The sequence below is a fragment of the Acinetobacter sp. ASP199 genome, from assembly GCF_022700675.1.
Classification (GTDB): Bacteria; Pseudomonadota; Gammaproteobacteria; order Pseudomonadales; family Moraxellaceae; genus Acinetobacter.
The window spans coordinates 2,828,923-2,841,750 of sequence record NZ_CP062182.1; the positions used below are offsets into that span (position 1 = coordinate 2,828,923).

The window sequence follows — 12,828 nt, forward strand, 5'->3', positions numbered from 1 at the left end:
TTGCAAGCTTATTTTGCGTTGTGTAACAAAAAAAATGATTTTTCATCCGAGGGAGAGTATACGTGATCACAGTTTTAGTTGTAGATGACCATGAATTGGTGCGTACTGGCATCTGTAGAATGCTTGAAGACCACACTGATGTTCAGGTTATTGGACAAGCTGAATCTGGTGAAGAAGCGATTACTCTGGTGCGTCAGCATCATCCGAATGTGGTACTCCTGGATGTAAATATGCCAGGTATTGGTGGGGTTGAAACTACGCGTCGACTGCTACAAACAGCTCCTGATACTAAAGTTGTGGCTGTCAGTGGTCTTGCTGAGGAACCTTATCCTTCGCTGTTGCTCAAAGCAGGCGCCAAAGGCTATATCACTAAAGGTGCACCTGTGACCGAGATGGTTCGTGCTATTAATAAAGTCATGCAGGGCGGCAAATATTTCAGTGCAGATATTGCTGAGCAATTAGCCAGTTCTTATTTATCTGACACACAGCAATCACCATTTGACTCCCTTTCTGAACGCGAAATGCAAGTCGCAATGATGGTCGTCAACTGCATTAGTGCGCAGGAAATTGCGGATAAACTTTTTGTGAGCGTTAAGACTGTAAATACCTACCGTTACCGTATTTTCGAAAAACTCAATATTGACAGCGATGTGAAACTGACCCATCTGGCAATGCGCTATGGCCTGATTAAACCTTGATTGTTTCATCCCTTCTATTTAATAAAACTTAAAAAAACAAAAAAGGTTCTATGTCGCTGCGATCTTCTTATTCAGAGCTTAATCAATATCTGCTGGGCACCTGGTATGCGGCATACCGCCTGATCATCACTACTGGTTTACTGCTGATTTTCCTGCTCACTTATCCTGAACACACGAGCGATTTAGAATACCCCAAGCTGTATCATTATGTGCTGAGCAGCTTCATTGCTATCGCTTTAATCCAGCTTTTTGTTCTGAAGTATTTTAAAAAATTTGTGCAGAAACAGCTGACCGGTATTTTTATTGTCGATCTGTGTGCACTCAGCCTGCTGACCTTGGCCACGAATGGCACCAATCTGCATCTCAGTATGCTCTTCGTGATTACCATCTTTGCTGCCTCAATTCTACTGAATGCGCAAAAAGCGCTGGTGATTACCCTGATTGCAGTCATCAGTGTAATTTACCAGCATTTCATCACCAGCCTGTTTGCCATCTCCTCTCTCGGCAATATCGGCAATAGTGCCATACTGGCTTTCATGTTTTTTGTGGTGTATGGCATTGGGCAAATTGCAGTACGGCGTTTCCAGATCCTGGAAAATGTGAATTTTTCCCAGTCCATGGAGCTGTATCGGCTACAAAATATTAACCGCTATATTCTGGAACAGATTGAAACCGGTTACCTGGTTCTGGATGAAAACTGTCATGTGGTACTGAGTAATCCGGCTGCCTGCCACTTACTTGGCATTCAGAAAATGTATGCACATGACAAGTTTCCACTGTACCAGTCACAGCCAGACCTGTTTGAGCTGATTCGCTTTGAAAACCTGGAAAATGGTGAGCGCTTTCAGTTTGAATCACAGCAAAGCCGTTTCAATATTCATGTTCAGGTACAAAAACTGATTGTCCCGCACCAAACTTTAATGTTGCTGGTGCTACAAGATGCACAAAAACTTAATCAGCAAGTCCAGCAATTAAAACTGGCGGCACTCGGACAGCTCTCTGCCAGTATTGCCCATGAGATTCGTAATCCGCTTGCCGCCATTGTGCAAGCCAATGATCTGCTACCTGGCTGTGAACAGGATCAGCAGCAGGTGCTGCAAGGCATGATCAGTAAACAGGCAACACGAATCAACCGGATTATTGAAGACACGCTGAATATGGTGAAAAATAAAGAAACTCATCCAGTATCTATTCAGCTGAATGAATTTATTCCACAATGTATCCATGAGGATTTGGCAGATATTGCTGATCAGATCAAGCTGAATATTGATATGCGGCTGGATATCCAGTTTGATGAAGCGCAGCTACGTCAAGTATTAGTCAATTTATTGCGTAATGCCGTGCGGCATAACGATCCAGCCGTGGGCTATGTAGAATTAAAAGTTCATCCTTATGAACATAAAGTCTGGATTGATGTACGGGATTTTGGGCAGGGCGTTGCGCCTGCCGATCAGAGTCTGCTGTTTAAGCCATTTTTCAGCAATTCAATTAATGGTACAGGACTAGGACTGTATTTATCCCACAGTTTCTGTGAGGCCAATCAGGCCCAGCTGAATTATATACAACAAGAACAGGGTGCCTGCTTCCGGATTAGCTGCCAGCGCATCACTGTTTAATTTTTGAATTTAAGGGGAAAGAGTGTGGAACAACAACCACTGGTACTATTGGTCGATGATGAAGAAGATCTCTGTACGCTGATGCAGATGTCACTCATGCGTATGGGAATCCGCACGCATATCGCCCATCGTCTGGAGGATGCCAAAAAACGTTTAACAGATCATCAGTATGATGCCTGCCTTACGGACTTGAATCTGCCTGATGGCAATGGCTTGCAGCTACTGGAATTTATCAGTGAGTATCATCCTTCTCTACCGGTTGCTGTTTTAACTGCCTATGGCAATATGGATATTGCTATTGCTGCACTCAAGGCAGGTGCCTTTGACTTTGTCAGTAAGCCGATCAATCAGAAACATCTGGAACAGTTACTGCAAAAAGCCCTGAATAAACCAGTAGATTACCAATCCAATCAGCAAGATACCCTGGAATATAAAATGCTGATTGGCCAGTCCAAGCCAATTCAGCAACTGCGTACCACCTTGCATAAAATTGCCCGCTCCCAGGCCCCTGTGTTTATCACGGGTGAATCTGGAACAGGAAAAGAAGTGGTGGCAAATCTGGTCCATCGCCTCAGTAACCGCAGTGAAGGTCCCTTTATTGCCATTAACTGTGGTGCGATTCCAGCTGAACTGATGGAAAGTGAGCTGTTTGGACACAAGAAAGGCAGCTTTACTGGCGCCACGCAGGACAAACAGGGCTTGATCCAGTCTGCACATGGCGGCAGTTTATTCCTAGATGAAATCGCAGAACTGCCACTCAGTATGCAGGTCAAACTACTACGTGCCGTACAGGAAAAACGGATCCGCCCACTGGGTTCAGATAGCGAAATTGATGTGGATTTTCGTGTGATCAGTGCCAGTCATCAGGACCTGGAAGCACAGGTACAGCAAGGTAAATTCCGTCAGGATCTATTCTTCCGGATCCATGTCATGGACCTGGTGCTGCCCCCACTACGTGAGCGTGGCAACGACATTCTGCTGCTGGCTGAACATTTTATTCAAAAGATCTGTCAAGAATGGCAGATCCCGGTGAAACATCTGACCGAACGTAGCAAAGAGCAGTTACTGACTCAATACTATCCAGGCAATGTCCGGGAACTGCGTAATATCATCGAGCGAGCAATAACTCTCAGCGATGAAGATACGATTGATATCCAGCATTTGCAAACTGCGCCTTTGCGCCAGAGTTTTGCGACTTCAGAAATCACATCGAATACAGTATCCGAATCAAGCAACAACACTGACACTTTTATCGTACCGAAAAAACTGCCTGAAGAAGGTCTTGAACTGTATATTGAGAAAATCGAGAAAGAAATTCTGCTCAATGCATTGAATCTGACGCACTGGAACCGTACGCTTGCCGCCAAAAAGTTGGGCATGTCTTTTCGTTCGCTGCGTTATCGTCTGAAGAAATTTGGGCTCGATACCGATGAAGAAGAATAATTGATGAGGGGGCGATGCCCCTTCATTATTTTTGTAAAAGCAATAATTCAGTGATGTGATCCAGATAACTTTCTTCTCTCACCTCCACGCCAAGCGGATAACTGAGATGAGGCTGCACACCAAAACCCTCAATACGCTGACCACTTGGGCTGAAATATTGGGATACCGTCATCTGTAATGCGGCCCCATTGCTGAGAGGAAACAGTTTCTGCACCACACCTTTACCATAACTTTTTTCACCGACCACCCAGGCACGTTGATGCTCTTTCAAGGCAGCGGTAAAGACTTCGGCTGCAGAGGCAGAACGGTTATTAATCAAGATACCAATTTTCAGATTCTGAAATTCAAATCCTGGTAAAGCCTGAAACTGCTGATCCCCTTCTGCCCGGCTTTTGGTCGAGACAATAATGCCTTGATTCAGGAATAGATCCGCAGACTCTACCGCCGCAGAAAGTAATCCACCCGGATTATTACGCAGATCAAATAACACGGCTTTTAAACGTTGACCGGAATAGCTGTCAATAATTCGTTTAATCTCGTTGGCTGTATCCTGCTGGAATACCTTGACCTGTAATACCAGTACCTGATTATGATGTAGCTGGGACTTGATCTCAGTCTCGACCTTGGTGTTACGTACCAGATTAAACACCTGACTTTGTGGTGAGAGCTGGATACTGAGCGTAGAACCAATGGCTCCGCTGAGTAATTGACGGACCTGTTCATGATTAAGTGAACTCAGTTCCTGATCATCAATTTTGAATACGGTTACACCATTACGCAGACCTTGTCGGGCTGAGTCAGCATCGTTGCTTAAGCCCTGAATCACCCATTGCTTGAGCTGCGGATTATATTTCAGGTCAAAATCGATACTGGCCAAATCACCTTCAGTGTACTGACGCAGCTGTTTGAAGTCTTCTGGAGAAAGATAACGGGAATAGCGGTCCAAGCCGCCAACCAGACCACGAATGGCCTGCTGGAATAATGCATCGTCATTTTTATCTTGAATATAATTATCTTTGACAATGCCATAAATTTGCACGAATTCCTGAATCGAAGAAACCGGAATTTCGCTATAGGTTTGCTGGTCCATGACCATATCATCAAGTGCTGGACCCTGAGACCCAGCACTCCATGCCGAATGGCTTAAACACATCAGTAAGCTTGCGAGTACAACTGACTTCCGCTGTGATCTTGCCATTCTTTATCCTATTGATATTTTTATGAAGCGTTCAGCTCAATTAAGTTACGGCCTTGCATTTCTGCTGGTACAGGAAGTTGCATCAAGCTTAATAGCGTTGGTGCTACATCCGCCAGTACACCACCTTCTGCAATCGTTGCTGAAGTTGGGCCCACATAAATAAACGGAACCAGTTCAGTGGTGTGTTGGGTATGTACCTGACCACTCTGATAGTCCTGCATCTGCTCAACATTACCATGGTCTGCAGTAATAATCATATGGCCTTTTTGCGCCATTACTGCTTCATAAACACGGCCTAAGCAAGTGTCTACCGCTTCAACTGCTTTTACTGCTGCATCAAATACGCCAGTGTGACCGACCATATCGCCATTGGCATAGTTCACCACTAACAGGTCATACTCACCTGAGTTAATCGCAGCTACCAGTTCATCAGTCACTTCATAAGCACTCATTTCCGGTTTCAGGTCATAAGTTGCTACATTTGGAGATGGAATCAGGATACGTTTTTCACCTGGATATTCATCTTCGCGGCCGCCACTGAAGAAGAAAGTGACATGGGCATATTTTTCAGTTTCCGCGATACGCAACTGGGTTTTGCCCAAATCTGACAGGTATTCACCAATCGAGTTTACCAGCGCTTCTGGCATATAGGCCACAGGTGCATCGATTGTTGCCTGATAACGGGTCAACATGACATATTTCGCCAAATTTGGCACAACTTTGCGTTCAAAACCGACAAAATCTTTCTCAACAAAAGCACGGGTTAATTCACGCGCACGGTCAGCACGGAAATTCATGAAGACTACGCTGTCGCCATCCTGAATCGCAGCCACCTCACCGATACGGGTCGCTTTTACAAATTCATCAGATTCATCTGCTGCATATGCCTGTTCAAGGCCCTCTACTGCAGTAGTTGCCGTACGAACTGCTTCACCTTCAGTCAACAAACGATATGCCTGTTCCACGCGATCCCAGCGATTGTCACGGTCCATGGCAAAGTAACGGCCAATCATGGTGGCAATACGCCCTTGACTTGGATATTGAGCGAAAACAGCGTCTAATTTTTCTAATGAGGGTTGTGCACTTTTCGGCGGCGTATCACGGCCATCCAGGAAAGCATGTAAATAGACTTTAGCACCACGTTTGAGTGCCAGCTCTGCCATCGCCACGATATGATCTTCATGTGAGTGCACACCGCCTTCAGACAGCAGGCCCATAATGTGTACAGCACCATTGGATGCTTTGGCTTTTTCTACCGCATCAATCAGTACTTCATGCTCAAAGAACGCACCGGTACGGATGTCTTTGGTAATACGGGTGAAATCCTGATACAGCACACGACCAGCGCCCAGGTTCATATGACCTACTTCAGAATTACCCATCTGACCATCAGGCAGCCCCACATCTTCACCAGAGCCTGAGATCAAACCATGCGGATGCTTTTCCTGCATAGCAGTTAAATGAGGTCGTTTAGCCGCTAAAAACGCATTGTCTTCGACCGCTTCGCGATGACCCACACCATCCATAATTACCAATACGTGAGGGATTTTGCCAGCAGTTGCATCCGTCATAATGAATACTCTTGTTCGTTTACGAATTAATCGTTCTATTTTAACTAATTTTGCAGCGAGAGACCATGACCACAGCATGGTTTAAGCCTCTCACTGCGATTGATTCCTTCTATTTTCTTGTGGTTTAGCGTGCGCGATGCAGCAGATAACCACCAATTGCAAACATGATGATAATTGGAATAAATACAAACCATGCGGGCGACGGCGCATAGACTAAACTCGCATAACCCAAGAAGTCCTGCAGATAGAAGAAGCCTAAACCTGCAAATAATGCGATCACCAGGCGGAAGCCCATGGATTGTTGACGCAGAGGTCCAAAAATGAAAGAACAGGCAATTACCACCAATGCAATCAGGGCAAATGGTGAACCGACTTTCTGCCAGAAAGCGAGTTCATAGGTCTTTGGAACCTGGCTATATTCATGCATATAACTCATGAAACTGACCAGTTGACTAGGTGATAAATCTTCCGGGTCAATCGTGACCATATGTACATATTTCGGTTGCAATGCTAGAGCCAGCGGCTGTTCAACATGTGGTGTCAGTGTCGCATTCCCATTCTGCAGAATATTCATTTCCTGCGTATTCTGTAGGCTCCATGCGCCATCTTTAATAAAATTACCCTGCTCGGCTTTTAAAGTACCGCGCAGACGATAATCCTCATCAAAGTCCAGCATCTGTACATGCTTCAATTCGCCTTTGGCATTGGCATAATCGATGTAGATAAAGCGCTGACCTTCACGGGTCCAGTAGCCTTTCACTTCACCAATCTTGACAGCTTTGTTATAGCTCTTGATGCCTTTGGCCTGCTCATTGGTATAAGGAATCACCCATTCACTTAAAGCAAAAGATAAAACCACCAGCAGTAGGGCTGAACGGATCACCCAACCGACAATACGCCACAGGCTGACCCCAACCGAACGCATCACGATCAGCTCGCTGTTGGATGCAAGTGTGCCTAAGCCGAGAACAGCACCAATCAGTGCAGAGATAGGTAGGATTTCATACAGATAGTTTGGCGCACCCCACAGCACATATTTCAATGCCTGCCAGGCGCCATAGCCTTCTTTTAATGAACCCAGTTCACCTAAGTAAGTAAATAATACCTGTAGGCCAGCCAATACTGCAGTTGCACCGAACATGGCCAAAGCTGTGGTTTGAGTCACATGTTTTGCAACGATACGACGTGCCAGCATGATTAAGACCTCGCTCGTTGAATCTGTTTCTTGATTTTCGGCCCCAGCTTCTGTTTACGCGCGAATAGAGCCGCAGCAATACCATAGAAAATCAGGACCATTGGATAAGCCAAAATCCCCATTTCCTCTTTACTGACGCGGGTTTTTACTGCCATTAAGGCCACAATCAGGCTGGCAAAGATCAATAGTGCTGGGAAGAGTTTAAGATAACGTCCCTGACGTGGACTGACTTCAGACAAGGCATTGGCCAGCATCAACGCTGCAATAATCGCAAATGGTACAAAGATACGCCAACCGAGTTCACTGGCGACTACAGGATCCTGACGGTTCTCCCAGAGTTGCGACGTCGGTAAGGCTTCAACTTCAGCACTTTCAAATTTGGCTTCTTTATCATTTTCCAGACGCAGACGATAGGTCTCAAATTCCGCCTGGGTATATTTTGGCAGACCAGCAAAAATTTCATAGCGGCGACCATTGACCAGATCCACCACATTGGCAGTATCCCCTGCCACTTCTACCCGCGTCGCTTCCTGCGCCAGAATCATGACATCTGGTTTGCCTTCACGTTCTGCACGTTGATAGAAGAAGATATCTTTCAGATTTTTACGGTCCTCAGACAGATCACCCGCATAGATGGTATAGGGTCCGGAGGAAATAAATTCTTTTGGCCGCACCAGGTCAAAGCCAGTCCGTACTGCTTGCTCATTGGTCAATGCTTCAAACTGGCGAATGCCCCACGGTGCCGCCCAGAGCATTAAAAATCCTTGAACTACCAGGAATACCAAGGTTATTGGAATGAGTAATCGTGCCAACTGATTACGACTCACCCCGCTACCATTCATGACTGCCATTTCATGATCGACATAGAGCCGGCCAAATACCAGCATCAAGCCAATAAAAAAACCTAAAGGTAAAATCAGGGTCAGGAATTCCGGCAGACGATAACCAATAATACTAAACAGGATGCCTGCATCCAGACGTCCTTGTGCTGCCACACCAAAGTACTTGATCAGTCGACCACCCATCATGATCAAGGTCAATAAGGCAATCACAACCAAGGATGTTGATACAACTTGCTTGACCAGATAACGCCGAATAATCAAATTAAATCTTCCAGAATACAGGGTAAAAAACTTGTCATAGTTTACCCGAATGTTAAGCTTAAAAATATAAAACCGATACTTGAGTTGAACATTGAAACCCTGTTCAGGAAATTGTTTCAATGGTTTAATGGTTGTAAATTTTATAAGGCTTAATAAACGCATATGAAACTGACAATTAATACGTCATTCCAAGAGAATGCATCCAGCCAATATCTGTTAATACTTGTGGATTCTGAGCAGCTGCAGCAGTCAGCTGCTACTTATCAGATCGACAAGTTCGAAGAAATCACCTCAGCAACGCAATATAAAGCGGGTCTGAATGAAACCCTGGCATTAGTAGGTAACATTCCAGTAAGTGCGAATGCTTGTCTGGTTGGTCTGGGTAAAACTGCTGAACTACAGCCGGGCAAACTGGCAAAAGTTGCACAAACCATCGTGAAAGCAGCACAGAAAAAATTCCAGCAGATCAGCGTAGATATTTCTGTCCTACCCGCTCAATTTCATAACGTTTTTGCACTATTGCTGACTCAGGCGGCGTATGCCTTTGATGAATTCAAATCCAAGAAAAATGAATTTGTACTTGAGCAGATCAACTTGATTGCGTCTGATAGCCCAGTGACTGCAGAACAGCTGCAATTGCTTCAAGCCGTGCAAACGGGTCAAAACTTAGCACGTGATTTAGGTAACCGTCCAGGCAATATTTGTTTCCCAGAATACCTGGCTGAACAGGCACTGGCTTTAGCGGCTGAGTATCCAGAACTTCTTAAAGTAAATGTCCTGGATGAACAGCAGATGGCTGATCTGGGTATGCACTCTTTCCTGGCGGTGAGCAAAGGTTCAGACCGTCCAGGCCGTATCATTACCATCGAATACCATGCTGAACGTAGTGAAGCACCCGTGGTTTTAGTCGGTAAAGGTATTACTTTTGATACGGGTGGTATTTCCCTGAAACCAGGTGCTGGCATGGACGAAATGAAATACGACATGTGCGGTGCGGCTTCTGTCCTTGGTACGATGCGCGCGTTGTGTGAATCCGGTTTAGACATTCATGTGGTGGGTACCATTGCCGCTGCTGAAAATATGCCATCTGGCAAAGCAACGCGTCCAGGCGACATCGTCACCACCATGAGCGGTCAAACGGTTGAAATCCTCAATACTGATGCTGAAGGTCGTCTGGTACTTTGCGATACACTCACCTATGTAAAACGCTTTAACCCTGCCCTGGTGATTGATATTGCAACCTTGACAGGTGCTTGTGTGGTTGCACTGGGTTCAGTCCTGACCGGTATGTTCACGCCGGATGATGAACTGGCTGCTGAACTTGAAGTTGCCGGTCAAACTTCTTTTGACCGCGTATGGCGTATGCCAGTGCTAGACGATTATCAGGAACAACTGGATTCTCCATTTGCAGATATTGCTAACATTGGTGGTCCTAAAGCCGGTTCTGTGACTGCAGCTTGCTTCCTGCAACGTTTCACCCGTGACTACCGCTGGGCGCACTTAGATATCGCAGGGACAGCCTGGAATTCAGGAACAAATAAAGGCGCAACAGGTCGTCCAGTGCCATTACTCATGCAATTCCTGGCGAACCGTGTTCAAAATAATGGCTAAAGTCAGCTTTTATTTATTTGAAAAAAGCCCTGAACGGCAGGTCGAAAGTACCTGCCGTTTATGCCGCAAGATTCTGCGTCAGCCAGAACGGATCTGGTTATTGTGTAGCGATACAGAGCTGCAGCAACAGCTGGATGAACATCTGTGGACTTTTGATCCTACTGGTTTTATCCCGCATGGGATTGATCAGCCACAGGCCAGTGTTTGTATCTCTGCGAACTTGCCAGAGCAACCAGACTGGATTATCTTTAATTTTAATCCTGAAGCACTTGAACCTTACGCTAAATTTAGTCACATTATTGAGATTGTTGAAAATAACGAAACGGCCAAGCAACTGGGTCGTGAAAAGTTCAAGCAATACCGTCGACTGGGTATTGAGCCAAAAACGTATAAACTGTAGCCCTACTCACACGTCATAAGGAGATGCCCGTGGCATTAAATGTTGGTCCAGATTTTAAACAGCGCTGGTTAAATGTGCCTGAAGCTGTGCGTCAGACCTTTATTGATGACCTCGCGCGCATCTGCGATGTACTTCAGCCAGAGACTTCATTGCAGGAATGGCGGGTGCGTGATCAGCAACTGCAACAAGAATCCGAGCGCAAAATTGAAGCTGCCTATGCACAACGTAAAGCGGAACTGATTGAAGAAGCACGGATTCTTAAACAGCAGGCGCTTGAAAAAGCGCTGGCAGATAAACGCGCTCAGGAACAGGCGTATATCGAGCAGATGAAGCTTGATGAAGAACGTAAATATGCAGAGCAGACACGTACTCTAGAACTATTACGTGATAGCCTGAATGCGGAAGTGCTGAATTACGCGGCACGATTTGAGCAAAATCAGATTTTACATTCTACCCAAATCAAAATTGATGATACTGAGATTCTGTCTGAACTGGAAAGCACCCGACTACGTCTGGAACTTGAAGCAGAAACTGCGATTGAGGAAACTTTGGTACAGCTGCGTAACCGCTTACGTGCTGCAGCTCGAGAAGAAATTGATTACATTCTGCAAAAGCGTTAATTGTCTTAGAAATAAGTCTAAAAAAGCCCATATTGTGGGCTTTTTTACATTTATCGTTTAGAAAAAATCTGCCAGCATAAAAGCTGCATTACCTGCCATATAACCTATGCCCAGCAAGCTCACAATCCACAATACGCCTCCAGCCAGATTGTAAAGCGTAAAAGTCATAAAATTCATATGGCCTGAACCGGCAGCAAAAGGAGCAAAAGAACGTACGAAAGGAATAAAGCGTGCAATCAAGATGGTTTTACCGCCATGCTTCATAAAATAATGATTGGTCTTGGTCAGATATTCAGGTTTAAAGAAGCGAGAATGTTGATTGAAATATTTTAAGCCCAGCACCTTTCCCGTGTAATAATTCACAGTGTAGCCCAGTACTGCCGCAGTAAAGAGCAGTAATCCCATAGAGTGCAACGTAATCAAATCACTACTAGAACAGAGCGCACCGACTGCGATCAACAGGCTATCTCCCGGCAGAAAAAAGCAAAATACAGATCCCGTTTCTGCAAAGATCACCAAGAATAAAATGGCATAAATCCATACCCCATATTGCTCAAGCAATATCGGCAAAGACTGTTCTAGATTTAATAAGAAATCGAGCATTCGACCTGTCCGCTGGGGTTGAAATTGTAAAGTGAAGTAAGGATTATCCCGAAAAATAAAAAAACAGTCTAATTTTTCAATTAGACTGTTTAGTATTTAAGCATTTTAGTTATTTTAAAAAACCATTTTCAGCTAAAAAATTCATACTAATTTTAGACTGTGGTGTGGTTTCAGCCGCCTTATCGCCGAGCAACAAACGCTCGATATAACGTACCAGCACATCCACTTCCAGATTGACTTTGGTCCCGACTTTCCAGGTACCAATATTGGTTCGTTCAGCGGTATGTGGAATCAGGTTTAGACTGAGAATATTGCCACGCAGATGATTAATGGTCAGACTGATACCATCGACTGTCACTGAACCTTTCTCTGCCAAATATTTGGCAATTTCAGCAGGTGCCGTCACTTCAAAATAGATTGAACGGGCATCAGCACGCAGTACCGTGATTTCGCCCACAGCATCGACATGACCAGAAACAATATGCCCGCCAAAGCGTGTAGTAGGCAGCATCGCCTTCTCTACGTTCACAGGTTGACCCGCCTTCCAGGTGCCTAATGTAGTTCGATTCAGACTTTCCCGAGACACATCTGCAGCATACCAGTTGTCGCCCCAGTCGATTACAGTCAGGCAAATGCCATTGGTCGCAATTGAATCGCCCAGATGGACATCGCTCATATCCAGATCAGTCTGAATACGTAAGCGTACATCGCCGCCGACATTTTGCAGGCTCTCAACCTTACCCAGGCTTTCAATAATACCGGTAAACATT

12 protein-coding genes are annotated in these 12,828 nt (G+C 45.2%); 6 read left to right on the top strand and 6 right to left on the bottom strand.

What is annotated here, in order from left to right; all coding sequences use genetic code 11:
• Positions 1 to 62: 62 nt before the first annotated feature.
• Genes IHE35_RS13595 through IHE35_RS13605 form a run of 3 tightly spaced genes read left to right on the top strand, consistent with a single transcriptional unit; the run spans position 63 to position 3,757 of the window.
• Positions 63 to 698: a response regulator gene (locus tag IHE35_RS13595; RefSeq protein WP_004896390.1), complete on the top strand. Its 636-nt coding sequence runs from the start codon at positions 63 to 65 to the stop codon at positions 696 to 698.
• Between the two features lie 50 nt (positions 699 to 748).
• A complete protein-coding gene (locus IHE35_RS13600) occupies positions 749 to 2,314 on the top strand; it encodes an ATP-binding protein (protein ID WP_242788107.1) in 1,566 nt (521 codons plus the stop codon).
• Positions 2,315 to 2,338: 24 nt separating this feature from the next.
• Positions 2,339 to 3,757 carry a sigma-54 dependent transcriptional regulator gene (locus IHE35_RS13605; protein WP_275975172.1) on the top strand — a complete coding sequence of 473 codons (1,419 nt, stop codon included), beginning with the start codon at positions 2,339 to 2,341 and terminating at the stop codon, positions 3,755 to 3,757.
• A 25-nt stretch (positions 3,758 to 3,782) separates the two neighbouring features.
• On the opposite strand, the gene IHE35_RS13610 is transcribed toward IHE35_RS13605, so the two are convergent.
• The 4 genes from IHE35_RS13610 to lptF all read right to left on the bottom strand — a co-directional run bounded on the left by IHE35_RS13610 (position 3,783) and on the right by lptF (position 8,824).
• Complete coding sequence (locus IHE35_RS13610; protein WP_242788108.1) at positions 3,783 to 4,955, bottom strand: S41 family peptidase; 1,173 nt, start codon at positions 4,953 to 4,955, stop codon at positions 3,783 to 3,785.
• 20 nt (positions 4,956 to 4,975) lie between these two features.
• Positions 4,976 to 6,526: a 2,3-bisphosphoglycerate-independent phosphoglycerate mutase gene (gene gpmI / locus IHE35_RS13615; protein WP_242788110.1), complete on the bottom strand. Its 1,551-nt coding sequence runs from the start codon at positions 6,524 to 6,526 to the stop codon at positions 4,976 to 4,978.
• Positions 6,527 to 6,650: 124 nt separating this feature from the next.
• The gene (gene lptG / locus IHE35_RS13620) at positions 6,651 to 7,721 is read right to left on the bottom strand and encodes an LPS export ABC transporter permease LptG (protein WP_242788112.1); all 1,071 of its coding nucleotides are present in this window, start codon (positions 7,719 to 7,721) and stop codon (positions 6,651 to 6,653) included.
• Between the two features lie 2 nt (positions 7,722 to 7,723).
• Positions 7,724 to 8,824, bottom strand: coding sequence for an LPS export ABC transporter permease LptF (gene lptF / locus IHE35_RS13625; RefSeq protein ID WP_242788114.1), 1,101 nt, complete (start codon positions 8,822 to 8,824; stop codon positions 7,724 to 7,726).
• A 162-nt stretch (positions 8,825 to 8,986) separates the two neighbouring features.
• Between lptF and IHE35_RS13630 the strand changes: the two genes are divergently transcribed.
• Genes IHE35_RS13630 through IHE35_RS13640 form a run of 3 tightly spaced genes read left to right on the top strand, consistent with a single transcriptional unit; the run spans position 8,987 to position 11,455 of the window.
• Positions 8,987 to 10,435, top strand: coding sequence for a leucyl aminopeptidase (locus IHE35_RS13630; RefSeq protein ID WP_242788115.1), 1,449 nt, complete (start codon positions 8,987 to 8,989; stop codon positions 10,433 to 10,435).
• Positions 10,428 to 10,835, top strand: a complete 408-nt coding sequence (locus IHE35_RS13635; RefSeq protein ID WP_242788116.1) for a DNA polymerase III subunit chi — start codon at positions 10,428 to 10,430, stop codon at positions 10,833 to 10,835. The genes IHE35_RS13630 and IHE35_RS13635 overlap by 8 nt, the downstream gene beginning before the upstream one ends.
• A gap of 29 nt (positions 10,836 to 10,864) precedes the next feature.
• A complete protein-coding gene (locus tag IHE35_RS13640) occupies positions 10,865 to 11,455 on the top strand; it encodes a hypothetical protein (RefSeq protein WP_242788117.1) in 591 nt (196 codons plus the stop codon).
• Between the two features lie 57 nt (positions 11,456 to 11,512).
• On the opposite strand, the gene IHE35_RS13645 is transcribed toward IHE35_RS13640, so the two are convergent.
• Both IHE35_RS13645 and IHE35_RS13650 read right to left on the bottom strand, forming a co-directional pair.
• Complete coding sequence (locus IHE35_RS13645; protein WP_004810159.1) at positions 11,513 to 12,058, bottom strand: VTT domain-containing protein; 546 nt, start codon at positions 12,056 to 12,058, stop codon at positions 11,513 to 11,515.
• A 109-nt stretch (positions 12,059 to 12,167) separates the two neighbouring features.
• Entirely contained in the window at positions 12,168 to 12,827 is a 660-nt protein-coding gene (locus IHE35_RS13650) for a riboflavin synthase (RefSeq protein WP_242788118.1), read from the bottom strand.
• Between the last annotated feature and the right edge of the window lies 1 nt (position 12,828).